A 25222-nucleotide genomic window follows, 5' to 3' on the forward strand; every position below is an offset into this window, starting at 1 on the left:
CTTCTCCGCGCACGCGGAGGTATTTCCTTACCAACAACGGTATTTACCCCGAAGACTCCTCCAGGCAGTCATAGGGGAAGTCCATCAGCGCGGTGGCGTCGTCAGTACTAAATAGCTCATCAAGCAAAATGTTGAATTCGAGGTGACGGGCGTTTGGGATGTTCAATGCGCTGTATCCCGCGAACATGAGCATCCCAGAATCCATAAGCCGGGCTGTTCGCTTACTGCCGTCGAAGTAGAATTGGCTATGTGTGGCAAAGCAGAAGTAGGCCAGTCCACGTTCAATTGGGGCATCAAGCAACGCCAGGGAGTCGAGCAACTCAGCGTGTGCAGCATGCAGCTCCGTAGCTGGATCAAACTCAACAAATCTACCGTTCATGAGGTGCACCCCACCACCGTCACTAGTTACTGAACCATCACCACGAAACAGCCGGACATCAAGCGCTTCGTGCCACGCGACCACCGCATGAACGCGGTTACTAGTGTCAGCACTAACGTCAAAGTCCTCGGCTTCTACCAACTCATAGACCGTGTTGAAAGCAGCCGACAAATCCAAAATCTGTTGCTGCTCAGCCAGGTCCTTTCCGCCGACAGTTACGCCATCGAGAAGCGTGCGCTCCTCCGGCAACGTAAAGGTATTTCCCTCCAGCGCGGTTGTATTCCAGACGAGGTCCGGCAGTTGCCGCGTGAAACGATAAAGCGCACGCTCAGTACCCAATCACGGATTCGAAGCCCAGGCGGCGCGCTCACTGTGCAGTTCATAGCCCAACATCGTCATGGCCTTGCGCATCGTCGTGGGATTGTCCTAACAGTTGGACATCCGTCCTAAACCTAGGACACCGAGCATCCTCACCACCGCAAACAGCCCTCACGCAAGCCGCCACAGCCCGCTACCAGCGCACTACCAACACGCTGCGATTTGTCCTATTATGGGGCAAATGAATGCGGAGACTCTGTGCTTGGAAACCACGGCAATTGAACAGTCCTCTTATCTCGAACAGGCTCCTCGCCTAAGCCTTGACCCAAAGACTCGCATCCTGGATATCGCACTGCCAGACCTCATGGAGCACGAACTGGAGCAACCGCAGTGGCGCGTCGAATCCCACTTCATCGATCGCCCACACTCCGTCCGCGTCTTCGAAGCCGGCGAGCGTCTGCGCGTGGGCATTCCCGGCCCCTTCAAGTCCATCCAGGTAACCCTCATGGACGGCGATGAACCACTCGCGCCGGAGTTCCACTTCACCGGCATCAGCAGCGATGCACCGTTTATCATCCACGATCAGACCACGCTGCTCGCCCCACAGGGCACCCTGGAGGATGCCACGCCGCTAGCTATCTGGGCGGGCTGGGAGTTTGGTCCACTGCCACAGCGCGTAGAGGTGCCACAACGCGAGCCGGTGGACATCGACAAGCAAGTGTTCTTTGAGTGGGACTTTTCCGTCCAGACCTTGCCCAATGCGCAGGGCCTGGACGGCGAGCCGATTTATACGCAGTCGCCGAAGGTAACGCTGTACAAAGAAGGGGAGTGGCGCCTCGATTTGGTCTATGCGCCTGTCGACGGCGAGCAGGAAGAGATTTCCGAGCAATCCCTCGGCACCGGCATAGCAGAGGCGTTCCCCTCCGATCTCTACGAGGATCCGTGGGTCGGCCGTTACGAGGTCTCGCTGTACCACGAGGACACGCTTGTCGACGTCCGCTTTATCTCCATGGCCGAGGGCCTGCACATGCGCGCAAAGAACGAGGGCCCGCGCGGTACCGACTTCCGCTTCATCGATGCCTTAGGCAAGCACTCCGCGTTTGGTTACCTGCTCGCCTCGCCGCCGAAGAAGCCAATCGTACTGGATAAGAAGGCACGAACTTTCCAGGAGACGGAGGTCTCCCGCCGCGAGGTAGTAGCCAGCGAGGCCGGCTACGAGCTGGAATTCGACGTCATCCCAGAGGCTCTTTTCACCCGCGTCAAGCGCATCGGCTTGGAGCCGACCATCCACTACGAAAAGCCGGTCATCCTGGCAGGTCAACTGGACCAGGACGCCCAGTTCAGCGTCCATTCCCCGCGCCCGCTACCGCTGGCGAAGTTCGTCACCATCGACTCCCGCCAAAAGATCAAGGAGCTCGCGCGTACCTCCCGCACCACTCAGCCGGTGCGCAACCTGTCCGTGCCGAATGGCGCTTTGGTCAGCGCCGTGCGCAAGCAGGCTTCCTGCGAGCTGTTCCTCATGTGGTCCACGCTGTCCTACGAGGATTACCTCGCCGAGCTGCCTGAGAAGGAGCGCGCCGCGCACCTGAGCCGCAGCATGGAGCGCCGTGTGCTGGAGTACGAGGCATCGGCTTCCTCGAGCCTCATCTATGCTGCGCTGGCTACCGTCCGCAAGTCCCCATTGGCCAGCCGCGGCCTGATTGGGGAGGGCATCGAGATCGAGCAGAACCTCGAAGAACCCGTTGACCTCGTGGGATGGGCGTGGCCTTTGGCTAACCCAACCGTTGCCCCAACCCGCCTTGAGCCAAACGAGGCCGGTTTCGAAGCTCCTGAGCTCGAGGGCACTTTGCTTGTCGACGTCCGCGAGCTACAGGCTTCCTCCAACCTCGCCGCCCCGGCGCGCCCGTCGAGCGCCTCACTCGTCGTGGGCACCGACGCCGCCGAGCCGGCCTTGGCCTCGAAGGAGTGGACCCCGCTCGAGCTTTGGGACGCTTTCCGTTCCCTGCACGTGCTCTCGCAGCGCAGCCCGAACCCGCGCCTGCAGGCGATGTTCGACAGCATCATCGACAATCTGCGCCTCGACCCAGCCGCAGCCGTGCAGGCACTGGGCCAATCTGGTGTGAGCGTTAACCAGCAGGCTCGCTCCCTGGTGCGCACCCGTTTGTTCCACATGGACGTCGCCAGCGATAACCCAGCAACGGATAACTACCCGGGCCTTTTGGGCGCCGTCGCGTCCGATGCCGCACTGCCGGAAAAGCTCGCCACAGCGCGCACCTCGGGCGTCGACAGCCTGACGCGCCCGATGCTGCTCGCGGCCGCCACCACACCGAGCCCCTCGCCTGAGGTAGATGACCTCACCAGCGAGGCCGCCCGCATCGTCGCGCTGCGCGAATGCTTTGCCAACAACGGCCCGCTCGATGCCCTGGGCACCGTGGAGAAGCTGCGCAAGGATGCAACGGCCCTGACCTCGATTGTTCAGGAAGCCGGCGTGGACATGTCCGTGAGCCACACGCTCATCGCGCTGAGCGCCTTTGGCAGCGGCAACACCGCAGACGAGCTCAACGCTGCCGCGTGGATGCCGTATATCTCCTACGCCTTCGCGCTGGCTTCCCGCGCGGTGGCGCACGGCGCCATCCCGGAAAACGCCCTGCTGAAGGAGGACATGCCTATGCTTGCCGACGTCATGCCGCTCGCCCCGCGCCTGTTCTTCTACGACCTCGTTACCGCTGAGGCGCTGTTCCAGCAGCGCTAGTCTTTGTAGGCATGAAGGTTCTCTCGACAAACGTGGCAGTACGCCGCGACGATCCAAGCAACCGGCATGCCTACACGGGCATCGATAAAAAGCCGCGTCCGCACATCGAGCTGGCCGTCCCGGGACCCAATTATGGCGATGGCTCGGGCGTGGTTGGTGATTCCATCGGTGACCACGAGCATCACGGCGGCGCCGAGAAGGCCGTGTACGCCTTCGCGCGTGAAGAACTGGATTATTGGCAAGACCAACTATCGGCAAATTTGCCTAGTGGCAGCTTCGGTGAAAACCTCACCACACTCGGTATCGATTGGGAGCAAACGCTTATCAACCAGCGTATTCGCGTAGGCGGCGCACTGTTGGAGGTCTCCATCCCGCGCCAACCCTGCGCCACTTTCGCGGGCTGGATGAACACACGCGGCTGGCTGCGCTCTTTTACTCAGCACGGCGATTGCGGTGCCTACCTGCGCATCATCGAACCCGGCACGATTCACTCCGGCGATGCACTGGAGCTTATCGGCACCCCGCCTCACGACGTCACGATGGGGATGGCTTTCCGCGCCAAGATGGGAGATAAGGCTTTGGCCCGCCACGTCGTGGAGGTGGGCTGCTTGTCCGCGGTGCACCACGAGCAGCTGGTGGCCAAGCTCTCCCGCTAACGCTGGCCCCTTCTCGCCGTCCCGCGCTTCCCACCCCCTCCGGCAAATACCCAGGGGTGCCTACCCAGATCTCGAGGTGGGCGTCGGCAAGCGTGCGACTGCTAGGAAGCGCGAACAGGAACTCTGGGTGCCCAGCCCTGGGTATTTGCCATAAAGCCCGCCGCGGATGACCCCATACAGGTGTTAAGTAGCAGATACTCACGCCTTTAACGCCGCCTTCTCGCGTTGGATAAATTTAAAGGCTTCTGCACAGGCCGAAGCCACGAGAGAAAGGCATAACATGGCTTTTTCCATCAGCCGACGCGGATTCTTAAGCGTCGCAGCACTCACCGCCGGCGCGAGCGTTGTCAGCTCCTGCGCCTCAGCCAAGGACAGTAAGGGCACCGAAGGCAGCGTCACCCAAGACGCCGGCGACAAGGTAGACCACAGCAAAGTCAGCGGCCATATCGTCGTGCTTTCAACCGGTGGCACCATCGCCAGCACCGCCGACGCCTCAGGCGCACTGGTGCCGACAGTATCGGGTCCCGACCTGGTGGAGCCGTTGTATGACAGCTTCGACAAGAACAAGCTCACCATGGAGGTCAAAGAAATCGCGCAGCTAGACTCCTCCGCGATGACCTTGGAAGACACCGACAACATCGTGCGTCATGTCCGCGAGGCGCTAACACGCGAGGACGTCGACGGCGTCATCGTCACTCACGGCACTGACTCGATGGAGGAATCCGCCATCGCCGTCGACACGTTCATCGATGGCGAGAAGCCCGTCGTGCTTACCGGCGCTATGCGCCCCTTCGACGACCCTGCCCCTGACGGCCCCGCGAACCTCGCCCTCGCGGTCGAGACGGTCACAAACCCGCAAAACAAGGGCGCTTTCATCGCGTTCGGCGGCACAGTGCTGCCCGCCCGAGGCGCGTATAAGTCCCACACCGAGCACGCCGATGGCTTTTCCACCAACGGCGGCGAGCGCCCTAAGGGCCTGGACTTCAAGCCCATGAAGGATGTTCGCGTCGACATCATCGCCGCGTACCCCGGCGCGCCTGGGGATTTGATTGAGGCCAGCGTAAAGACCGGAGCACAGGGGCTGGTCATCGAAGGGATGGGAGCGGGCAACATTGGCAGCTCGCTTGCCGACGCCGCCATCAAGGCCGCCGCCACCATCCCCGTCGTGCTGAGCACGCGCGTAGACGCCGGGCCAGTCTCAGGTGTCTACGGCGGCGCCGGCGGCGGTGCGACGCTAGGGGAGAAGGGCATCATCAGCTCTGGAACGCTACGCGCAGGCCAGTCCCGCATCTTGGTCGCAGCAGCCGTGGCCACGGGCACTGAAGCAAAGGCGCTTTTCGACGCCCCATAGTCCCGCGCGCTAACCGCCCGTCCGGCCGCCCCACGCTTCCCGTCGTTTCCCGCCGTTTCCCGCCCCGTCCGGTCTCGTCCGGCAAATACCCAGGGCTGCCTACCCAGACCTCGAGGTGGGCGTCGGCAAGCCTGCGACTGCTAGGAAGCGCGAACAGGAACTCTGGGTGCCCAGCCCTGGGTATTTGCCGGCGGGCGAGTAGTGGTGGGCGAGTGGCGGGGAACTACTGGCGGCTAAACGCGGTGGCCTCTGCCACCAGCTCATCGTCCGGGCGCACGCCGGTGTACAACACGAACTGCTCGAGGGCCTGGATGCTCATCACCTCAGCGCCGGTCATGCAGACCTTGCCCAGTTCGCGAGCGCGCTGCAGCAACACGGTCCACGTCGGGCGCGGAACAACGTCGAAGATGACTTGGGCGTGCTGAACCACGGCGTCGCTAACCGGCATGTCGTCTTCTTCAGGTCCCTCCATACCGATTGGGGTGCAATTGATGACCATGCCCGGGAAGGAGTCCAAGGTAGCGCGCCACTCGTAGCCGTACTTGCCGGCCAGCGCCGGGCCGGTCTGCTCGTTGCGAGCGACAACCGTGACATGCTCGAAGCCGCTATCGCGCAGCGCTGCAACCGTAGCCTTGGCCATGCCGCCCGATCCCAGCACGACCGTGGGCAGGTCAGTAGGCACCTCGTAGGACTTCAGGAGGCTGACAATCGCGAGGTAATCGGTGTTGTAGGCCTTGAGGTGGCCGTCGGTGTTCACGATGGTGTTAACAGACTCGATGACCTGCGCCGATGGGTCCATTTCATCGACCAACGCGATGACGTCTTCTTTCCACGGCATCGAAATCGCCGCGCCGCGCACCTGCAGGCCGCGCACGCCAGCGATGGCCTGCGTGATGTCATCGGTGGTAAACGACTTGTACACGTAGTTCAGCTCTAGCGCGTCATAGAGATAGTTATGAAAGCGCGTGCCCGTGTTACCCGGGCGCCCGGACAGGGACAGGCACAGCTGGGTGTCTTTGTTGAGGCCACCTGCAACTAAGCGAGGTGAACCTTGGACCATCGAGCGAGGCACTTGTTTAGTCATAGTTGCAGTCTAGATCCACCAATAGCCCACCCAAATAGTTAGGAAAATTCGGGATTAGCCGTTGATGATCTGCGGGTAAGCCAAACCCTTGAGGCCTTCGGTACCGAACTCCACGCCGTAGCCCGAAGACTTGATGCCGCCGAATGGCACGCGCGGGTCGACGCCGCCGTGACCGTTAATCCAGGTGGTACCAGCCTCGAGGCGCGCCGCGACCTCACGCGCACGCTCGCGATCGGCGGACCACACCGAGGAACCAAGGCCGACATCGAGCTTGTTGGCCTGCTCGATTGCCCAGTCCAGGTCGGTGTACTTGATGATCGGCAGAGCAGGGCCAAACTGCTCCTCGACGACGAGCGGGTTATCCGGGTCGATATCTGCCACCAGGGTGGTGGGGTAGAAGTGGCCCGGCGCGTCATAGTCAGGCTCGCCGCCCAACAGCACGCGTGCACCGGACTCCTTCGCTGCCTTTACCAGCTTGTCCACGATGTCGAACTGCTGCTTGTTCTGCAGCGGGCCGAGCACGTTTTCTTCTTCCAAGCCCACACCCATCGGCGAGGCCTTGGCTACCTCGACGAGGGCTTCGCAGACGGCGTCGTAAAGCGATTCCGGCACGTACAGGCGCTTCATTGCCGCGCAGGTTTGTCCAGTGTTGATGAACGCGCCCCAGAAAAGGTCGCCGGCGATGGCGGCTGGGTCGGCGTCGTCAAGCACGATGCCCGCATCGTTACCGCCGAGCTCGAGGGTGAGGCGCTGCAGGTTCGCCGCAGAGGACTCGACGATCTTCTTGCCGGTCGCAGTGGAGCCGGTGAACATGATCTTGTCGATGTCGGCGTGAGTGGTCAGCGCTGCGCCTACCGCGCCGTCGCCGGTGACAACCTGCAGGACGCCTTCCGGAAGCACGGAATTGAAGACCTTGATGAGCGCCAGGACGGACAGCGGGGTGTACTCGGAAGGCTTAACCACCACGGCATTACCCATGCGTAGGGCCGGGGCAATCTGCCAAATGGTGATCATCATCGGCCAGTTCCACGGGCCAATCGCACCGACGACGCCGAGCGGACGGTAGTGCACGGTCGCGGTAATGTCATCATCGACAGCGGTGTAATCAGGGGACTCGAAGGACGCCGTCGCGCGCAGCCACGCGGAGCACGCACCAACCTCGAAGCGAGCATTCGGTCCGTTCAGCGGCTTGCCCTGCTCGCGGGAGAGCAGCTCCACCAGCGGCTCCGCGGAAGCCTCAATGGCGTCCGCAGCCTTCAGCAAGAGGTCACAGCGCTCAGAGTCGCTGAGCTTTGCAAAGGACTTCTGCGCGTGAACCGCACGCTCAACCGCCGCATTGAGCTCCTCAACACTGCCTTCAGGTGCGACGCCCACAACCTCTTCGGTGGCTGGGTTGATGATTTCTACGCCATCCTCAGCGCTAACAGCTGCGAGAAGATCTTCATACGTGGCGAACTGCGACATTTATTCTCCTTAGTCGAGGTGTGCAAAGTTTTGACTATTGTTACCCACAACACATATTGCCGCTTGACTTTAAGCGCACAAAACTTGTTCAAAAATGTGCTTGAGGTCACTGTATAGTACTTATATGCCCAACTCTTCCTCGCACTATGACCTCGCGGCCTGGCGCGCGGCGTCTTCGGAGACCTTCGGCAAGCTGGAGGTTCACGCACCCGAGGCGAGCACCTTTTGGGCCCAGCTCACCAGCACCAGGGTGGGGGAGGTCTCCCTCTTTGACATGCACACCGCGCCCCATTCGGTAAAAAGGGAAAACGCAGCGCTTGCCGACGCCCCCTTTTGCAAACTCAGCCTCCAGCTTTCCGGCCGCTCCACCATGGCGCAAGATGGCCGAACCTGCGAGCTTCATCCTGGTGACTTAGCACTGTATGTCACTCAACGGCCTTATGTTCTTGAATATCCCGTCGAGCAGCACACTCTTATCGTTCACTTTCCAGAGAGCCTACTTAGCCTCACACCGGCGCAGATTCAGCAGCTAACTGCGAGCCCAGTTTCACGTGATCATGGCTTGGGCAAGGTGGCAGTGCCGCTTTTCGAGCAGCTGGCCAATAACCTCGACGTGCTCGAAGGCCCGCACGCCCCGGCCCTTGTTCACTCCGCCTTGAACATGTTGGTCACAGTGTTCTCTTCTGAGCTCGACACCGCTTCTGACTCGAAGAATTTGTTATTCAACCAGGCCACCTCATATATCGAGCAGCATTTGGCTGATGCAGATCTTTCCCCAAGCACCATCGCCACGGCGCTTTTCGTATCCGTGCGCCATCTCCATTCCCGCTTCGCCGCACAAGGCCTTTCAGTAGGTTCCTACATCCGCAGCCGCCGACTAGAGAAAGTACGGGAGGAGCTAACAAACCCCTTAAATGCCAAGGAATCCATTGGCACCATCGCCGCGCGCTACGGCCTGCACGATCCTTCGCATTTCTCGTGCATCTTCAAGACTGAGTTCGGGCTTTCTCCCAGCGCTTATCGCGCCCGTTTCGCACTCCATCCCTTTAAGAGTTCTAGATGGGGGTAAATCTCCCATTTAGCCTCTATACGGCTCTGCGTAGTCGCATAATAAATTTGTGAAGAAGAAATCTCTTGGCCTACTGCTTGCAGCGGCCCTCTCATTTGGCGCTATCTCTCCAGCGCAAGCACAAGAAGTTAACGCTCCGGTTGCCTCCGAAACGGGCGTTACAGCCGAACAAGATACCGCCACCAACTCCCAGTCCTCTGAACCTGATACCGGGGTAATTGTTGGCTCTGTCGTTGGCGCTCTCGCATTGGCCGGCCTCATCGCGGGCGGAGTCTATTGGGCTGTTCAACAGCGCATGATCCCCAATCCGCTGCCTGGAATTATTCCGAATCCTCCAGCACCGGCTCCCGCCCCTGCGCCAGCACCGGCACCAGCTCCCGCTCCCGCCCCTAGGCCAGCTCCAGCCCCACCTCGCGTGATGGCACCCGCCCCTGCTCGCGTCACCGCCAGCTATGCAAACTGCACTGCCGTGTGGAACTCCATTGGCCGCCCAATCCGCTCTGGCGATCCTGGCTTCATGTCGAAGTTTGATCGTGATGGCGATGGCGTTGGTTGCGAGCGCGACCCTCGTTAAGACCTAAAGCAGCCACCCCATCGGAGTGGCTGCTTTTCTTATATTCCTTATCGGTTGGCGTATGGGTTACGCACACCGATGTACTGCAGCGAGGTGTACTCCTCGATGCCCTCAGCGCCGCCCTCCCGGCCCATGCCGGACTGCTTGACGCCACCGAATGGGGCAGCGGCGTTAGAGATGACGCCGGCGTTAAAGCCCATGAGGCCGAACTCTAGGCCATCGCCCAGGCGCCACATACGGTCGGAGTCTTCCGTGAACACATAGGAGGCCAGGCCATACTCGGTGTCGTTGGCCAGCTCGATGGCCTCGGCTTCATCGCTGAAGGTGAGGATCGGCGCAACCGGTCCGAAGATCTCCTCCTGCGCCACGCGTGATTCACGTGAAACATTAGTCAGGACGGTGGGCTCGTAGAAGTAGCCAGCACCCTCACCACGGCTGCCGCCGACGAGGACTTTGGCACCCTTGGCGACGGCGTCTTCGACGAGCGCGGCGACGTTGTCCTGAGCCTTTTTCTCAATGAGCGGCCCACAGGTAACGCCCTCATCCATGCCGTTGCCCACCTTGAGCTCAGAGATCTTGGCTGCAAACTTCTGTGCGAACTCTTCAGCCACGGACTCGTGCACGATAAACCGATTAGCTGCGGTGCAGGCCTCACCAATGTTGCGCATCTTCGCGCCCATCGCACCCGCTACAGCTTGATCCAAGTCTGCGTCCTCGAAGACGATGAACGGCGCGTTGCCACCGAGCTCCATGGAGGTGCGCAGAACGTTGTCCGCAGCAGCCTTCAACAAGGTCTTACCCACCGGAGTAGAGCCAGTGAAAGACACCTTGCGGAGGCGCGAGTCAGCCATGACCGGCTCAGAAATGGCGGAAGCGGACTTACCCGCCACGACGTTCAGAACGCCCTCCGGAAGACCTGCGTCAATCATGGTCTGGGCGAAGTACTGAGCGGTCAGCGGAGTCAGCTTCGCTGGCTTGAGCACCATGGTGCAGCCCGCAGCAACCGCCGGCGCAACCTTGCGGGTAGCCATGGCGAGTGGGAAATTCCACGGGGTGATAAGCAGGCACGGGCCCACCGGCTTACGGCGGGTCACCATCTGAAGGGTGCCCTCCGGTGCGGGCAAGCTGCGGCCATAGTCACGCACGGCTTCCTCAGAGAACCAACGCAGGTACTCCGCGCCGTAAGTGACCTCACCGTAGGCCTCAGCCAGAGGCTTGCCCATTTCCAAGGTCATCAACGCAGCGAATTCATCCTTGCGCTCGGTAACAAGCTCGAAGGCGCGACGCAGAATGTTAGAACGCTCGCGCGGGATTGTGCGCGCCCACTCGTCCTGGACGGCACAGGCGGCATCCAGCGCGGCCACGGCGTCCTCCGAGTTACCCGAAGCCAATGTGGCTAGTACCTCGCCGGTGGCGGGATTCTCCACGTCGAAGGTCTCACCTGACGCAGCATCGCGCCACTGCCCGTTAATCAGCAGGCCGGTCGGAACCTTGGCCAACAGTTGCTCAACATTGATGGTCATAAAAGTTGCTAACCTTTCTTCGAGAATTTGTCCGCCAGCGTACGCGCCGCACCGGACAGCAGCTGGACATCAGCTCCTACCAGCGCAAACGACGCACCTGCGTCGAGATAACGCTGCGCCTGCTCCAGATTGAAAGCGTTGACGCCCACCGGCTTGTCCGCGGCACGGACCGCATCGAAAGTACGCTGCACTGCGTCCAACACGTCCGGGTGAGTCTGCTGGCCCAGTAGCCCCATTGAGGCCGCCAGATCCGATGGGCCGACAAATACTTGGTCAACACCATCGATGGCCGCGATCTCCGCCGCGTTCTCCACAGCGGTGAAGGACTCAATCTGCACGGTCAGGCTGACGGTCTCAGCGGCCTTCTGCAAATACCCCTCCACACCATTCCAGCGGGAAGAACGAGCCAACGCACTGCCGACGCCGCGCACACCGCGCGGTGGGTAATACATTGCCGCTACAGCCTTCTCGGCCTCGGCTGCAGTATCGACCATCGGCACCATCAGGTTCTGGGCACCAACATCTAGGTATTGCTTGATAAGTGCGGTGTCATTAACCGGAACACGCACCATACGGGTTGGCCCATACGCATCCGTGGCCCGAAGCAATTCTGCGATGGTCTCCAAGCTATAAGGGGAGTGCTCGCCATCAATGAGCAGCCAATCGAAACCGGCGGAAGCAACAATCTCCGCCGCCACCTGGGAGCCGGAGCAGATCCAGGCGCCGATCAAGGGGGCGTCGTCAAGCGCGCGTGTGAAGGTTGGCGGAAGTTCTACTGGAATCGGCATGTGATTGCTCCCAACTTTCCATAATCGGCGTGGACGGTATCGCCCGGCTCCACCCACATCGGCTTGGTGAAGGAGCCGGCGAGGATGATGTCGCCCTTCTTCAAAGTGTCGCCATGTGCATGCAGCTTGTTCGCCAGCCAGGCGACGCCCATCGCCGGATGATTGAGCACCGCCGCGGCGACGCCGGTGTCTTCGATGGATTCATTGCGATAGAGGAGGGCGGAGACCCAACGGAGGTCAACGTCTTCGGGACGGACTGGGTTGCCGCCATAAACCATCGCACCGAGCGCCGCGTTATCAGAGATGGTGTCCACGATGGTGCGGCCCTTCATCTCAATACGGGAGGAGAGGATCTCCAAGGCTGGCACCACGTAATCGGTCGCGCGGAGCACGTCAAAGATGCTGCAGTTAGGCCCCGCCAGGTCCTCCTTGAGAACGAAGGCAAGCTCCACTTCGATGCGCACATTCGAGAACTGCGCGTGCTCGATAATGGAACCGTTCTCATAAACCTGGTCCGCAAAGATGGCACCGTAATCCGGTTCGGTAATGCCGGTTGCCTCCTGCATTACCTTGGAGGTCAAGCCAATCTTGCGGCCAACGAGGCGTCGCCCACCGGCGATGCCGCGCTTTACCCATTCACCCTGGATGGCATAAGAATCCTCCACACCCATGTCCGGGAAACGAGTGCTCAGCAGAGGAATCATCGTGCGGTCGCGCTCGGCCTGCGCCAGCTCATCCGCGATGGCTATATGTTGCTTGCTATCTAACATTGTCGCATTCCTTAGTTCGTTGTTTCACGTGAAACATGCAGAAAAGCTGGACCGCATTTCTGGGTTTTAATCAACCTTGAAATCACAGTCCAGCATCCATGAGAGCTTTAGAGCTGGTTGCCGAGCTTGAACTCGCCCTGCTTCCACTCCGGCATCTCCTCGGAATCTTCCTTGCGGGTGTAGGAGAAGCCATCCGCTCCGATGGTCTGCGCCATCTCGGACTCATCAGTGCGCTCGACCAGCGGAACCGGATTGCCATCGAGGTCGAGGACGGTGGAGCCGTCGCGGTACCAAGAAGGAACAACCGGGGTACCCCACCAGTCGCGACGCTGATTGTCGTGGACGTCCCAGGTGACAACCGGGTTGTCTGGGTCGCCGGTGTAGTAATCCTGGGTGTAAATCTCCACGCGGTGACCATCCGGGTCACGCAAGTAGAGGTAGTAGGCATTGGAAACGCCATGACGGCCTGGGCCGCGCTCGATAGCGTCAGACTCGCGGAGAGCGCCAAGCTTGTCGCAGATGGCGATGATGTTGTGCTTTTCATGGGTCGCGAACGCGATGTGGTGCATGCGCGGGCCGTCACCACCGGTCATTGCGGTGTCGTGGACGGTCGGCTTACGGCGCATCCATGCGGCATAGACGGTGCCCTGCTCATCGCGGATATCCTCAGTGATGCGGAAGCCAAGATCCTCCATGTAATCCACGGCCTTCGGAACATCCGGGGTGATCTGATTGAAGTGATCCAAGCGAACCAACGCGCCCGGGATATGGGCGTCATAGCTCCACGCCAGACGCTCGCGGTGCTCTACCTCGTAGAAGAACTCGTATGGGAAGCCCAACGGATCCTGCACACGCACAGAGTCGCCGACACCCTTGACAAAGCCGTCCTTGTTGCGACGAACCTCGCAGCCGCGGGCCTTGTAAAACTCCTCAGCGCGGTCCAGATCTTCGGGGCTACGCACGCGGTAGGAGAAGGCCGCCACTGCCGGAACAGGGCCCTTGCGCAGCACCAGGTTGTGGTGGATGAACTCCTCGTAGGTGCGCAGGTAGATTGCGTTGTCATCTTCCTCGGTCACGACGAGGCCTAAGGTATCCACGTAGAACTTACGGGAAGCCTCAAGATCGGTAACAACGATCTCCATGTAGGCGCAACGCAGGATATCCGGTGCTTGAACGTTGGTCATGATGTGCTCCTTGGGTGAAAAGTAGGTGAGAGAAAAGAGATTTAGTCCTGCTTGCCGAAGACCGGATTGTGAACCTTGTCGAGGTTGATGTGGACTGCCTGCTGGTCGGTGTAGAAATCGATGGAACGGTAGCCACCCTCATGGCCCAAGCCGGAAGCCTTCACGCCGCCGAATGGGGTACGCAGGTCGCGGACGTTATTCGAGTTGAGCCAGACCATGCCGGCCTCCACGTTCTGCGCGAAGTTGTGCGCACGCTTGAGGTCGGAGGTCCAGACATATGCGGCCAGACCGTACTTGGTGTTGTTGGCCAGCTCGAGCGCTTCCTCGTCGGTGTCGAACGGGGTGATCGCAACGACCGGACCGAAGATTTCTTCCTGGAAGATGCGGGCGGATGGGTCGACGTCAACGAAGACGGTCGGCTGCACAAAGTTGCCCTCTTCGAAGCCCTCTGGGCGCTCGCCGCCGGCGGCCAGCTTGGCTTCCTGCTTGCCAATCTCAATGTACGAGGTGACCTTCTCGTAGTGCTCTGGGTGAACCAGGGCGCCAACCTCGGTCTTCGGGTCAGAAGGCAGGCCCACCTTTACGCGCTTGGCGACGGCGGTGTAGCGCTCAACGAACTCATCGTAAATGTCGCGCTGGACGAGGATGCGGGAGCCGGCGGTGCAGCGCTCGCCGTTCAGGGAGAACACGCCGAAGATGCAGGCGTCGATTGCGGTGTCGAGGTCCGCGTCGGAGAAGACGATGGCAGGGGACTTGCCGCCCAGCTCCATCGACAGACCCTTCAGGTGCGGTGCCGCGTTCCCGAAGATGATCTGGCCGGTGCGGGACTCGCCGGTAAAGGAGATCAGCGGGACGTCTGGGTGCTTGACCAGTGGGTCGCCCGCGTAGCCTTCCTCGCCGAAGCCGTTGACTAGGTTGAAGACGCCCTTCGGGAGGCCAGCCTCCTCAAAGATGCCTGCCCACAGCTGTGCAGAAAGCGGGGTGAACTCGGCAGGCTTCAGGACAACGGAGTTACCGGTGGCGATAGCAGGAGCGAGCTTCCAGGACTCCAGCATGAACGGAGTATTCCACGGGGTGATAAGACCTGCGACGCCGATTGGCTTGCGGTTGACGTAGTTAATCTGGCGGCCCGGAACCTTGTAGGCGTCGTCGGCCTGCGCAACGATGAGGTCAGCGAAGAAGCGGAAGTTCTCCGCCGCGCGCTTGGCCTGGCCATTGGCCTGGGTGATGGGCAGGCCGGAGTCGAAGGACTCCCAAGCAGCCAGCTTGTCTGCGCGGGTCTCGACGATGTCTGCGATTTTGTTGAGGACGCGAGCGCGCTCGCGGGGGAGAGCCTTGGACCACTCGCCGCGCTCAAAGGCAGCCTTGGCGGCAGCAACGGCCTTGTCGATGTCGGCCGGCTTGCCGGAGGCGGCCTTGATGTAGTTCTGGTTGGTTACCGGATCCAGTACGTCGAATTCATCGCCGTCGATGGAGGAAACGAACTCACCATCGATGTAGTGGAGGATCTTCTCTGGCAGGTCGTTTGGCTTCGCGGCGTCGTTGTTGATGCTCATGGCTTTAGGGTTCTCCTTTAAGTCTGGGTATCTAGGTTGCGTTTGCAGTGTCTGTTTCGGCGTTTTTTGCCCGATAGCTCCGAGAGGTTTGCAAGCGGTGTTCCCGTGCAACCTTTTCCACGTATGCTTCCTCGGCGCCGATCTCGATGAGGGTGATTAGCTTTTCGTGTTCTTCCACCGAGTCCAACGCCCGCTCCGGGATGTAGCGGAAGGTCGAAACGCGGTGATATTCCAGTTGGTCCCATTGCTCGTAAACCAGCTTTACAAGCCTTTCGTTGGGACACTTGGCAAAGAGCACGCTATGAAATTCTTTGTTGAGCTTGGTGAACTCGTCTGGGTCGTGGGTGACATCAAGCTCGCGCATCTGCTGATTAAGCTCCCGCGCCTTGGCGACGTCCGCGGCTTCGAGGAAGGGAGCGGACTGGGCGGTTGCCCGGGCCTCGAGTGTGGCCACGATCTCCATGGATTCGTAGTAGGCCTCGCGGTTGTGGGTGGTTACTCGCGCGCCCACATTGCGTTCGTAGGTAACCAGCCCTTCGGCCTCGAGCTGCCTGATGGCCTCGCGCACCGGCACGACGCTGACATCGAGTTCTTCCGCAATTGTTGTAAGAACCAAGCGGTGGCCTGGCTCGTATCCGCGGGTGCGGATCTGCTGGCTTATCCAGTTATATGCCTGTTGGGATTTGCTCTCCGCGAGGCTCATTGACCACCCCCATTCTTGAAGGCGAGGTAGGCCTCCTTGTTGGCGCCCTTTGGCGGGAACATCCCGTCGAGGCTTGCGCCGGCCTTGACCTGCTCGGCCACCCACTCATCCTCGTGCTCCTTGGCAAGCGCAGCGTCTGCTACCTCCTCAGCCAACTCGCGCGGGATGACGATGACGCCGTCGTCATCGCCGACGATGATGTCTCCCGGGATAACGGTGGCGTTGCCACAGGAAACAGCAATGTCGCTATCCCACGGAACGTGCTTGCGGCCGAGCACGCATGGGTGTGCGCCTTGGGTGAAGACGGGCAGGCCGATCTCACGGACCGCCTCGTAGTCGCGCACACCGCCATCGGTGACAACACCGGCCGCGCCGCGGGTCTTCGCGCGCAGTGCAAGAATGTCGCCCAGGGTGCCAGACCCCGGCTCTTGGCGAGCCTCGATGACGATTACTTCGCCTTCCTTCACGGTGTCGAAGACTTTCTTCTGCTCGTTGAAGCCGCCGCCGTGGCTCTTGAAGAGATCTTCGCGCCCGGCAACGAAGCGCAGGGTGCGGGCGACGCCCACCATTTTGGTGCCCGGAGTCTGTGGATAGACACCTTCGATGACGGATTGGTTGATGCCGCGATTTCGTAACTGTGCCGAAAGTCCGGCGGTGGGCGCCTCCTCCAATTTCCGCTTCAATTCCGCGGAAAGTTCGGAAGAGGAGGAAGAGGGAAGCGGCGGAAGCCCAGCGGACTCACGGTCGCCGTAAGCATCCTCGCGCTGCTTGTCATCGACATTCGGCAGATTACCCAGAGCCGAATCGAAGGAAGCCGGGATTTCTACGACTGCCGTCTTAAGACGTCCGGAGGTCTCGCCACCCGGTACGTCAACCTCGACCTCGACGACATCGCCGGGCTTGATCACGGTGGAACCCGCCGGGGTGCCCGTCAGGATGATATCGCCAGTCTCCAGAGTCATGTGCTGGGAGAGGTCCGCAACAAATTGCGCGAGAGGGAAGATCAAGTCCTTCTCAGACGAGGTACCTTCCTGCGCCAGCTCGCCATTAACCCAGGTGCGCAGGCGCAACGAGGCGGGGTCGGTCGTCTGAGCGTCGATAAGCATGGGCCCAATCGGCGTATAACCATCGCGGGACTTGGAACGGGTATTAGATCCCTTATCCTGCGCGCGATAATCATAAAGACCCAGGTCATTGGAAGCAGTTACATAGGCGACATGACCCCAAGCCTCATCCAAGGTGACATTGCGAGCCGGCTTGCCAATGATGAGCGCAATCTCGCCTTCAAATGCCAACAGCTCAGTGCCCGCCGGACGCTCGACGACGCCGCCGGATTCCGCCAGGGTACTGGTCGCCTTCAGGAAGTAACTCGGGGTCTTGGGCCAGCGACCACGTTGAGCGGCACGGGACTCAAAAGCCACGTGCACGGCAATAATCTTGCCCGGTTTCTCAGGCAGAAATTGGGGTACAGCCATGAAAAATCCTTCTTTTCTCTCAAATGTTTGCCCAAATCGTATATTATCCCTACCAACGTCGCAAGTGGTTCAACTCACAATAAGTGGTTAAGTATACGACAAGCCACAACTAGAAAGGGAAAACATGTCGCAAGCAACTGCCGCCCCGACAATCACGACGGCCGAACGCCGCCGTGTTGTCGCCGCGACCACCATCGGTACCGCCATCGAGTGGTACGACTACTTCCTCTACGCCGCGGTAGCCGGCCTCGTATTCAACAAGCTCATGTTCGGCCCGCTGGAAGGCGGCCTGGCCACCATCATCTCCTTTCTTACGGTTGGCCTTTCCTTCCTCTTCCGCCCAATCGGCGCTTTCCTCGCCGGCCACTTCGCCGACCGCCTTGGTCGTCGCGTGGTTCTCATGGTCACCCTCTTCGCCATGGGCGGCGCCACCACGCTAATCGGCATCCTGCCCACCTTCGATAGCGCTGGCGTTTGGGCGCCGATCCTCCTCATTGCCCTGCGCATCATCCAAGGAATTTCCGCAGGCGGCGAGTGGGGCAGTGCGGTGCTGATGGCGGTGGAGCACGCGCCCGTCGATAAGCGCGGGCTCTATGGCGCCGGACCCCAGGTGGGCGTGCCGGCTGGCCTGCTGCTTTCTTCCGGAGTTCTTTCAATCATGAACACCATCGCGCCTGGCGACGCCTTCATGGCCTGGGGTTGGCGTGTACCGTTCCTGCTTTCCTTCGTGCTGGTTTTGGTGGGTTATCTAATCCGCATGGGCGTTGACGAATCCCCAGTCTTCGAGGAAATCGCCGAGCGCCAAGAGGAAGAAACGCCACATCCTTTCGCCGTTCTGTTCAAGAAGTTTTTCCCGCTAGTCTTCACCGCAGCACTGGTTTTCGCAGGCAATGGCACCGTGGGCTACATGACCACGGGCGGCTACATCCAGAAGTATGCGACCGACCCGGACGGTCCGGTTGCGCTCGCGCGCGGCGACGTCCTGAATGCCGTCACGCTTTCCGCGTTTACCTGGGCACTTTTTACGTTGTTTGCCGGTGCCATCTCCGATCGAATTGGTCGCCGCGCGACTTATCTCATCGGCTTTATCGCTCAGGCGCTCGGCGCCGCAGCGCTTTTCCCTCTGGTTAACACTGGCGATCTCAAGCTGCTCTATCTGGCACTGACCTCGCTAACCTTTGGCCTGGGCCTGACCTACGGCGCCCAGTCCGCCATGTATGCCGAGCTTTTCCCGGCATCCATCCGCGCCACGGGCGTTTCCATCACCTACGCCCTCGGCTCGGTCCTAGGCGGAGCTTTCGCCCCGATGATTGCGGCTTCCCTGGTCGAAGCAACGGGCACCACCTTCGCGGTATCCGGCTATCTAGTCACGGCTTCGCTGGTTGGCCTCGTGTGCACCTTCATCCTCCGTGAGCGCAAGGGAATCCCTCTTGGCCCAGAGCACGAAGCCGCGCAAGCGCGCGGGCACTTCATCTTCAGCAAGTAAATCCCCAGCGTTTCCACGCAAATCTGAATGCTCATTGTAGAAAACTGCGGCATCATATATGATTCCGCACATAGGACTTAGATCACACTCCCTAAATGCATTGAGTTAAGTCACCCGCATCCCATCCACTTCATCTTGGCCAACAAGGAGATCACAGTGCAGTTCCACCACAATGGTTATGTTTCCCAAGACCCCCGCGTCCTCGAGCCCGCAGGTTACGGCGTCGACCGCGCCAGCGAACTGCCAGACACCATGGACGTCCTCATCGTAGGCTCCGGGCCGGCGGGCATGATCACGGCTGCACAGCTGGCAATGTTCCCGAGCGTCAACACTCGCATCATCGAGCGCCGCCCGCACCGCCTCATCCTGGGCCAGGCAGACGGCATCCAGTCCCGTTCCGTGGAGACTTTCCAGGCTTTCGGCTTTGCCAAGGAAATCACCGAAGAAGCCTACGAGATCACCGAGATGTCCTTCTGGAACCCGGATCCAGAAAACCGCGAGCACATTATCCGCGGCGCCCGCCCCGTCGATGACGAGGGTGGCATCTCCGAGTTCCCACACCTCATCGTCAACCAGGCCCGCGTTCTGGATTACTTCGCCCGCTTTGCCCACCGCGCCCCGGGCCGCATCGAACCGGACTATGGCTGGAAGTTCATCGAGCTCGAGGTAGGGGAGGGCGAATACCCCGTTGCCGTCAAGCTCGAAGATGAGAACGGCAATCCCCGCACGGTCCACGCCAAGTACGTCGTTGGCTCGGACGGCGCCAAGTCCCGCGTGCGCAAGTCTATTGGCCGTTGCTTAAACGGCGATCAGGCCAACCACGCGTGGGGTGTCATGGACGTCGTGGTCGATACCGACTTCCCAGATTGGCGCACCAAGTGTGCCATCCACTCCAAGGCTGGCTCGATCCTCCACATCCCGCGCGAGGGCGGCTACCTCTGCCGCATCTACGTCGACTTGGGCGTCGTCCCAGAAGGTGACAACGGCAAGATCCGCGAGACGCCAATCGAGAAGATCATTGAGAAGGCCAACGAGATCTACTCTCCTTATTTCATCGATGTGAAGATGGTGGCTTGGCACTCCGTCTACGAGGTAGGCCACCGCCTAGTCGATGCCTTTGATGACAACAACGATTCCCCGCGCGTCTTCCTGACCGGCGATGCTTGCCATACCCACTCCGCGAAGGCGGGCCAGGGTATGAACGTTTCCATGCAGGATGGTTTCAACATTGGCTGGAAGCTTGGCCACGTCTTGGATGGCCGCGCGCCGGAGGAGCTGCTGAGCACCTACCATGGCGAGCGCCAGCCAGCCGCACAGAACCTCATCAACTTCGATAAGGAATGGTCCACCCTCATGGCCACCCCGCCGGAGGAGCTCGAGGATCCATGCGCGGTGGAGAAGTACTACGTCGACGCCGAGGAATTCGCCGCCGGCATGATGACCCAGTACGAGGAGAACATCATCGTCGGTGACACCCAGCATCAAGATCTCGCCACCGGCTTCCCGGTGGGCAAGCGTTTTAAGTCCTTTGAGGTTCTCCGCCGCTGCGACGCAGTTCCGCAGCACCTGGGCCACCAGCACTTCGCAGACGGCCGCTACCGCATCTACGCTTTTGCCGACGCCCCGAAAGCCGGCGAGGAATCCAAGCTCAGCGCCTGGGCCGAGCGGATGAAGGAGGTTCTGGCTAAGTTCACTCCCGCTGATGCCGACGAGAACACCTACTTCGATGTCAAGGCCATCTACCAGCAGACCAACCACCACGACTACGAGATCTTGGACGCCCCGCGTCTCTTCCGCCCCCTCAACGGCAAGTTCCATATCCCCAATTGGGAGAACGTATTCAACGCCCTGCCCGAAGAGCGCGACATCTTCGAGGCCCGTGGAATCTCCCGCGACGGCGCCGTTATCATCGTCCGCCCAGACCAATACGTCGGCGCGGTCCTGCCGCTTGACGACGCCGCGGCGGTCGAGGCCTACTTCGACAAGGCGCTGTTGCCAACCAAGTAAGCAACAGCTCTAAATAGCAGCCACAAACAACGCCCCGCGTAGTGTTTCACGTGAAACACTACGCGGGGCGTTTAGCGTTAGCAGCGCCTAGGAGTGCTGAGCCAGAAGCGCTTCCAGACGCTCCGCGAGCGGCTGGCGGTTCAGCTCCGCTCCCTTCTCGCGGAGATCGGCAGCTTCAAATTCTGGAAGGACCTTATCCAAGACCTCGTTAGAAGATTCTTCTGGGTGATTCAACGCGCGATAGAAAGCGGCACTCAATACGATTTGTTCCATCACCGCTATCGGCTTGCCCGGAGCATATTCCGGAGCATCCGGCTCAAAGTCCCAGACCTGGACCCAGTCGAGGCCGAAGAACTTGGGACAATTTCCTTCCACGATTTCGCGGGCGTAGTTGCGGGGAAGGGCAGCGCTACGGCGGCCCGGATCGAAGATGCCGAGGACTGGCTCGCCATCGTTCTCGCCAACCACGAGCCAATCGCTGCCGTGGTATTCCACCAGCGATTGGCCGAGCACGAGCTCAACCTCATCGACACTGAGATTCGGAGCGACCTCACGGGCGAAGGCGTCGACATATGGCGCTTGCCATGTCTTGTGCTTCTGCAGCTTCTCATCGTCGCCGTGAACTTCCATGAAACGCTTGAAGGTCTCGGCCGCTTCCTCACGGCGCTTGGCTAGTTGTTCCGAGTACTGTTCCTGAAGTGGTGCGAGTTTGGATTCAAGTGTGCCCATGGTCGCAACCGTACATCGGACCATTCATTCTGTCTGTGCATAAAATGTGCTCGAAACCACACACGTAGCACACACTCATGCTAAGGTGTGTCTCATGCAACTTCTGACCAATAAATCCCAGAACTGGTGGTGGCTCGCGTAACTGCGGGCCGGTTCACTCGAACCCAGAAGGTTTAGGCTCGCGCTATGCGGGCCTTTCGTGGTTTTATAACCACCACGGCGCACGCGGCGCGAATCTAAAGCTTCAAAACTTTAAAAGCTACAGACAACATTTAGCCGCGAAAGGCCACCACGAATGCCACCAACCCCTACCTCCGGAACGGTCTTCCATACCGCCTCCCGAGCGATACCTTATGAGCAGGATGCGTCCCTGCTTTTCCAACGGCTCGCGCAGCCGAAGGATAGCCTCCTCCTTGAAGCCGCCGACATCGAGTCGAAGAAGAACCTTAACTGCATCGCAGTTCTCCAGGCCGCGCTGAAAGTTACCTGCCGGGGACAGCGTGTCGCAGCCACGCCACTAACTAAAGTGGGCGAGGCAATGATGGAGCGCCTCAAGGATCAGCTTGGCGAGTACTTCGATGGCGAGGCGTTCGCCTTTAGCCTTTCCGCGAAGAGCGACGAGCGCGAGCGCCTCCGCGACGTTTCGACCGCCGCCGTACTTCGTGCCCTTCAATTAGATGCCGGATACTCCACGCCGGACGGCGCCCTTCCATTCGTCGGAGGCGGCTTTGCTTATGACTATCTCGAGACCTTCGAGAAGCTCCCGGCCGTAGGGGAGGGGCCGAACGATTATCCGGATTATGAGTTCGTCATCGCACAGACTCTCCTCACCATCGACCACGCCGCAGAGACCGCCGCGTTGCATGCGGTCGATCTGAGTGAGGACGCGGCGTCGGCAAGCTTGGCAGAGCTCGCATCCATCGAGCCGCAAGCTCTAGAACCCGCGCCGGACCGAGATCGCCTCGTTGCAGAAGCTTCGATGCCCGACTCCAAGTTCCGCGCAATTGTGTCACAGTTACAAAATAACGTGACTGCGGGGGACATCTACCAAGTGGTGCCATCCCGCGCATTTTCCCTCGATTGCCCCGACGCCTTCGCCGCCTACCGCCAACTGCGCGAGACGAACCCTTCGCCGTATATGTTCTACTTGCGCGGCGCGGACTATGAGCTCTTAGGCGCCTCACCAGAATCCAACCTAAAGTTCGACGCCCCAAGCCGCGAGGTTCAGCTTTATCCCATCGCCGGCACCCGACCGCGCGGGCTCAACAAGGACGGCAGCCTCAACCATGAGCTCGATATTCGCAACGAGCTCGAGATTCGCACGGATAACAAGGAAGTTGCCGAGCACACGATGCTCGTGGATCTGGCCCGCAATGACCTCGCGCGCGTGGCCGTCCCACAGACCCGCAAGGTCGCCGAGCTCCTCCAGGTGGATCGCTACTCCCGCGTGATGCACTTGGTTTCACGTGTAACCGCCACCCTCCACGAGGACTACGACGCCCTCGACGCCTATCGCGCATGCATGAACATGGGCACCCTCACCGGCGCCCCGAAGCTTCGCGCGATGGAGCTCATACGCGAAACCGAGAAAACCCGCCGTGGTTCCTACGGCGGGGCAGTGGGATACCTGAAGGGCGATGGCTCCATGGATAACTGCATCGTCATCCGCTCCGCCTACGTGAAAGGCGGGGTAGCGGTGGTTCAGGCTGGCGCCGGCGTTGTCCGCGATTCCGTGCCGCAGGCCGAAGCCGATGAAACCTTGCACAAGGCCTATGCCGTGCTGCACGCCATCGCACTCGCTCATAACGCAAAACTGGAGGTTGTCCGGTGACTCATTCCCCGCACGTGGTGCTCATCGATAACCACGATTCCTTCGTCTACAACTTGGTCGACGCACTCGCCGGCTACCGCACGACCATCTTCCGCAATACCGTCTCGGTTGAAGAAATCCTGGCTGCGGAACCCGACATCATCTGTCTCTCCCCAGGCCCGGGCCACCCGCGCGAGGCCGGCTGCATGATGGAACTCATCGATAAGGTGCTGGGGAAAATCCCGTTGTTTGGCATCTGCCTCGGCTTCCAAGCGCTGCTGGATCACCACGGCGGCACCGTCGAGCCCTGCGGCCCGGTTCACGGCAAGTCGGTCCGGATGACCCTCACTAAAGCTGGCGCGAAACATCCCATCTTCACCGGGCTCGCCGTCGACTCCGAGCCGGACAATCCGGATTACGTCGGCACCCAAGTCCCAGTGGCGCGCTATCACTCCCTGGGCTGCAAGAAAATCCCTACAGAAATGCGGGCGCTGGCTACCACCGAGACCGCCATCGGAGACGTCGTCATGGCGGCCGAGACCGAGGACCAGATGGCCTTCGGGGTCCAGTTCCACCCAGAGTCCGTACTTAGTCCCACCGGGCCCATCATGCTGGAAAGCTGCATCGAGTATTTGTCCGCGAAGTACCTATTTGGAAAGGCCAACTAAATGGAAGACAAGAACGCACTGAAGCTCCTCCAGGAGTACTTGAACACCGCCGAACCCACCCTCGAACAGGCCGGGAAGGTCTTTACTTCGCTGACCGTCGGCGAGTACGACGACATTCACATCGCCGCTTTGCTCACCCACATCCGCACCAGGGGCGAGACGCTTGCCGACGTCGCCGGTGCCGCCCATGCCTTCCTGAAGGCCGGCCGCCCTTTCCCGATCACCGGCGAGGGCCTGATGGACACCGCGGGCACCGGTGGTGACGGTGCGAATACCATCAACATCACCACCGCGGCGTCGCTAGTCGCAGCCTCCGACGGGGTGAAGATGATCAAGCACGGCAACCGCTCGGTTTCTTCCAAGTCGGGCTCGGCCGACGTCCTTGAGGCACTGAACATTCCGCTAGACCTCAATCCAGAGCGCGCCGTGCGCCAATTTGAGGAGTCCAACTTCACCTTACTCTTCGCCCCGGCCTATAACCCGGCGGTGGCACACGTGCAGCCGGTGCGCAAAGCACTCGGCATCTCCACCGTCTTCAACACCCTCGGTCCACTGCTTTCCCCGGGCCGCCCGGAGTTTCAGATCATGGGCATCGCCAACCCCGCGCAGGGACGCCTCATCGCGGAAGTCTTCAAGGAGCTAGGCCGCACCCGCGCGTTGGTGGTCCACGGTGCGGGAACCGATGAGATTGCCGTCCACGGCACCACCCACGTGTGGGAGCTAAAGGATGGCGAGATCAGCGAATATGACGTCACGCCAGAAAGCCTCGGCATTGAACGCCACGAGCTCGCAGACCTAGTCGGCGGCGACGGCGCGGAGAATTCGCAGCTGCTTCGCGACGTCTTCGCGGGGGGTGTTCCTATATAGGTTGTCAAC

20 protein-coding genes and 1 pseudogene are annotated in these 25222 nt (G+C 60.5%); 10 read left to right on the top strand and 11 right to left on the bottom strand.

From position 1 onward, the window contains the following. Window positions 1–43: 43 nt before the first annotated feature. Window positions 44–718: a Fic family protein gene (locus HMPREF2888_RS03660; RefSeq protein ID WP_246815030.1), complete on the bottom strand. Its 675-nt coding sequence runs from the start codon at window positions 716–718 to the stop codon at window positions 44–46. 220 nt (window positions 719–938) lie between these two features. Here HMPREF2888_RS03660 and HMPREF2888_RS03665 point away from each other — a divergent pair, with 220 nt between their 5' ends. From HMPREF2888_RS03665 to HMPREF2888_RS03675, 3 genes are all read left to right on the top strand, one after another. Next, window positions 939–3449, top strand: a complete 2511-nt coding sequence (locus HMPREF2888_RS03665; RefSeq protein ID WP_070518269.1) for a hypothetical protein — start codon at window positions 939–941, stop codon at window positions 3447–3449. Between the two features lie 11 nt (window positions 3450–3460). Beyond that, window positions 3461–4105 carry an MOSC domain-containing protein gene (locus tag HMPREF2888_RS03670; RefSeq protein ID WP_070518270.1) on the top strand — a complete coding sequence of 215 codons (645 nt, stop codon included), beginning with the start codon at window positions 3461–3463 and terminating at the stop codon, window positions 4103–4105. Between the two features lie 280 nt (window positions 4106–4385). Continuing rightward, window positions 4386–5456 (top strand): asparaginase, encoded by a 1071-nt coding sequence (locus HMPREF2888_RS03675; protein WP_070518272.1) that lies wholly within the window; start codon window positions 4386–4388, stop codon window positions 5454–5456. Window positions 5457–5679: 223 nt separating this feature from the next. Here the strand turns inward: HMPREF2888_RS03675 and HMPREF2888_RS03680 are convergent, their stop codons facing one another. Both HMPREF2888_RS03680 and HMPREF2888_RS03685 read right to left on the bottom strand, forming a co-directional pair. Next, window positions 5680–6540 carry a shikimate 5-dehydrogenase gene (locus HMPREF2888_RS03680; protein WP_246815031.1) on the bottom strand — a complete coding sequence of 287 codons (861 nt, stop codon included), beginning with the start codon at window positions 6538–6540 and terminating at the stop codon, window positions 5680–5682. 54 nt (window positions 6541–6594) lie between these two features. Then, complete coding sequence (locus tag HMPREF2888_RS03685; RefSeq protein ID WP_070518275.1) at window positions 6595–8004, bottom strand: aldehyde dehydrogenase family protein; 1410 nt, start codon at window positions 8002–8004, stop codon at window positions 6595–6597. Between the two features lie 124 nt (window positions 8005–8128). On the opposite strand from HMPREF2888_RS03685, the gene HMPREF2888_RS03690 reads away from it, so the two are divergent. Together HMPREF2888_RS03690 and HMPREF2888_RS03695 are read left to right on the top strand one after the other, a co-directional pair. Then, window positions 8129–9073, top strand: a complete 945-nt coding sequence (locus HMPREF2888_RS03690) for an AraC-like ligand-binding domain-containing protein (protein WP_070518277.1) — start codon at window positions 8129–8131, stop codon at window positions 9071–9073. Window positions 9074–9122: 49 nt separating this feature from the next. Next, complete coding sequence (locus HMPREF2888_RS03695) at window positions 9123–9647, top strand: excalibur calcium-binding domain-containing protein (RefSeq protein WP_061925401.1); 525 nt, start codon at window positions 9123–9125, stop codon at window positions 9645–9647. Window positions 9648–9694: 47 nt separating this feature from the next. Here HMPREF2888_RS03695 and HMPREF2888_RS03700 read toward each other — a convergent pair whose 3' ends face one another. The 7 genes from HMPREF2888_RS03700 to HMPREF2888_RS03730 all read right to left on the bottom strand — a co-directional run bounded on the left by HMPREF2888_RS03700 (window position 9695) and on the right by HMPREF2888_RS03730 (window position 17646). Beyond that, window positions 9695–11170, bottom strand: a complete 1476-nt coding sequence (locus HMPREF2888_RS03700; protein ID WP_070518279.1) for an NAD-dependent succinate-semialdehyde dehydrogenase — start codon at window positions 11168–11170, stop codon at window positions 9695–9697. Between the two features lie 8 nt (window positions 11171–11178). Continuing rightward, window positions 11179–11958 carry an HpcH/HpaI aldolase family protein gene (locus HMPREF2888_RS03705; protein ID WP_070518281.1) on the bottom strand — a complete coding sequence of 260 codons (780 nt, stop codon included), beginning with the start codon at window positions 11956–11958 and terminating at the stop codon, window positions 11179–11181. Next, window positions 11943–12728: a 2-oxo-hept-4-ene-1,7-dioate hydratase gene (gene hpaH / locus HMPREF2888_RS03710; protein WP_061925411.1), complete on the bottom strand. Its 786-nt coding sequence runs from the start codon at window positions 12726–12728 to the stop codon at window positions 11943–11945. The genes HMPREF2888_RS03705 and hpaH overlap by 16 nt, the downstream gene beginning before the upstream one ends. Before the next feature lie 107 nt (window positions 12729–12835). Then, the gene (gene hpaD, locus HMPREF2888_RS03715; protein ID WP_061925414.1) at window positions 12836–13912 is read right to left on the bottom strand and encodes a 3,4-dihydroxyphenylacetate 2,3-dioxygenase; all 1077 of its coding nucleotides are present in this window, start codon (window positions 13910–13912) and stop codon (window positions 12836–12838) included. A 41-nt stretch (window positions 13913–13953) separates the two neighbouring features. Further along, a complete protein-coding gene (hpaE, locus tag HMPREF2888_RS03720; protein WP_061925417.1) occupies window positions 13954–15468 on the bottom strand; it encodes a 5-carboxymethyl-2-hydroxymuconate semialdehyde dehydrogenase in 1515 nt (504 codons plus the stop codon). Window positions 15469–15499: 31 nt separating this feature from the next. Continuing rightward, the gene (locus HMPREF2888_RS03725; RefSeq protein WP_062042841.1) at window positions 15500–16171 is read right to left on the bottom strand and encodes a GntR family transcriptional regulator; all 672 of its coding nucleotides are present in this window, start codon (window positions 16169–16171) and stop codon (window positions 15500–15502) included. Continuing rightward, window positions 16168–17646, bottom strand: a complete 1479-nt coding sequence (locus HMPREF2888_RS03730) for a fumarylacetoacetate hydrolase family protein (RefSeq protein ID WP_070518282.1) — start codon at window positions 17644–17646, stop codon at window positions 16168–16170. Before HMPREF2888_RS03730 ends, HMPREF2888_RS03725 begins: the two co-directional genes overlap by 4 nt. Window positions 17647–17770: 124 nt before the next feature. Between HMPREF2888_RS03730 and HMPREF2888_RS03735 the strand changes: the two genes are divergently transcribed. Both HMPREF2888_RS03735 and HMPREF2888_RS03740 read left to right on the top strand, forming a co-directional pair. Then, on the top strand, window positions 17771–19132 hold the full coding sequence (locus HMPREF2888_RS03735; RefSeq protein ID WP_070518284.1) for an MFS transporter: 1362 nt from the start codon (window positions 17771–17773) through the stop codon (window positions 19130–19132). 156 nt (window positions 19133–19288) lie between these two features. Further along, window positions 19289–21139: an FAD-dependent monooxygenase gene (locus HMPREF2888_RS03740; RefSeq protein ID WP_070518286.1), complete on the top strand. Its 1851-nt coding sequence runs from the start codon at window positions 19289–19291 to the stop codon at window positions 21137–21139. Between the two features lie 87 nt (window positions 21140–21226). Here HMPREF2888_RS03740 and HMPREF2888_RS03745 read toward each other — a convergent pair whose 3' ends face one another. Beyond that, on the bottom strand, window positions 21227–21868 hold the full coding sequence (locus HMPREF2888_RS03745) for a hypothetical protein (RefSeq protein ID WP_070518287.1): 642 nt from the start codon (window positions 21866–21868) through the stop codon (window positions 21227–21229). Between the two features lie 295 nt (window positions 21869–22163). On the opposite strand from HMPREF2888_RS03745, the gene HMPREF2888_RS03750 reads away from it, so the two are divergent. The 3 genes and pseudogenes from HMPREF2888_RS03750 to trpD form a co-directional block, all read left to right on the top strand. After that, window positions 22164–23699, top strand: coding sequence for an anthranilate synthase component 1 (locus tag HMPREF2888_RS03750; protein WP_070518289.1), 1536 nt, complete (start codon window positions 22164–22166; stop codon window positions 23697–23699). Continuing rightward, window positions 23696–24346, top strand: a complete 651-nt coding sequence (locus tag HMPREF2888_RS03755) for an anthranilate synthase component II (protein ID WP_070518290.1) — start codon at window positions 23696–23698, stop codon at window positions 24344–24346. Before HMPREF2888_RS03750 ends, HMPREF2888_RS03755 begins: the two co-directional genes overlap by 4 nt. Continuing rightward, window positions 24347–25207: pseudogene (gene trpD, locus HMPREF2888_RS03760) on the top strand (anthranilate phosphoribosyltransferase); the annotation flags it as partial. Window positions 25208–25222: the final 15 nt, after the last annotated feature.

The organism is Corynebacterium sp. HMSC077D03 (assembly GCF_001808545.1).
In the GTDB taxonomy this organism is placed as follows: Bacteria; Actinomycetota; Actinomycetes; order Mycobacteriales; family Mycobacteriaceae; genus Corynebacterium; species Corynebacterium simulans.

Excerpts from the sequence above, each read along its gene's own strand:
- HMPREF2888_RS03675 (WP_070518272.1), top strand. The coding sequence starts at position 4,386 with ATGGCTTTTTCCATCAGCCGACGCGGATTCTTAAGCGTCGCAGCACTC.
- HMPREF2888_RS03680 (WP_246815031.1), bottom strand. The coding sequence starts at position 6,540 with ATGACTAAACAAGTGCCTCGCTCGATGGTCCAAGGTTCACCTCGCTTA.
- HMPREF2888_RS03665 (WP_070518269.1), top strand. The coding sequence starts at position 939 with ATGAATGCGGAGACTCTGTGCTTGGAAACCACGGCAATTGAACAGTCC.
- hpaH (WP_061925411.1), bottom strand. The coding sequence starts at position 12,728 with ATGTTAGATAGCAAGCAACATATAGCCATCGCGGATGAGCTGGCGCAG.
- HMPREF2888_RS03735 (WP_070518284.1), top strand. The coding sequence starts at position 17,771 with ATGTCGCAAGCAACTGCCGCCCCGACAATCACGACGGCCGAACGCCGC.
- hpaE (WP_061925417.1), bottom strand. The coding sequence starts at position 15,468 with ATGAGCATCAACAACGACGCCGCGAAGCCAAACGACCTGCCAGAGAAG.
- HMPREF2888_RS03700 (WP_070518279.1), bottom strand. The coding sequence starts at position 11,170 with ATGACCATCAATGTTGAGCAACTGTTGGCCAAGGTTCCGACCGGCCTG.
- HMPREF2888_RS03750 (WP_070518289.1), top strand. The coding sequence starts at position 22,164 with ATGCCACCAACCCCTACCTCCGGAACGGTCTTCCATACCGCCTCCCGA.
- HMPREF2888_RS03670 (WP_070518270.1), top strand. The coding sequence starts at position 3,461 with ATGAAGGTTCTCTCGACAAACGTGGCAGTACGCCGCGACGATCCAAGC.
- hpaD (WP_061925414.1), bottom strand. The coding sequence starts at position 13,912 with ATGACCAACGTTCAAGCACCGGATATCCTGCGTTGCGCCTACATGGAG.
- HMPREF2888_RS03685 (WP_070518275.1), bottom strand. The coding sequence starts at position 8,004 with ATGTCGCAGTTCGCCACGTATGAAGATCTTCTCGCAGCTGTTAGCGCT.
- HMPREF2888_RS03725 (WP_062042841.1), bottom strand. The coding sequence starts at position 16,171 with ATGAGCCTCGCGGAGAGCAAATCCCAACAGGCATATAACTGGATAAGC.
- HMPREF2888_RS03730 (WP_070518282.1), bottom strand. The coding sequence starts at position 17,646 with ATGGCTGTACCCCAATTTCTGCCTGAGAAACCGGGCAAGATTATTGCC.
- HMPREF2888_RS03745 (WP_070518287.1), bottom strand. The coding sequence starts at position 21,868 with ATGGGCACACTTGAATCCAAACTCGCACCACTTCAGGAACAGTACTCG.
- HMPREF2888_RS03705 (WP_070518281.1), bottom strand. The coding sequence starts at position 11,958 with ATGCCGATTCCAGTAGAACTTCCGCCAACCTTCACACGCGCGCTTGAC.
- HMPREF2888_RS03690 (WP_070518277.1), top strand. The coding sequence starts at position 8,129 with ATGCCCAACTCTTCCTCGCACTATGACCTCGCGGCCTGGCGCGCGGCG.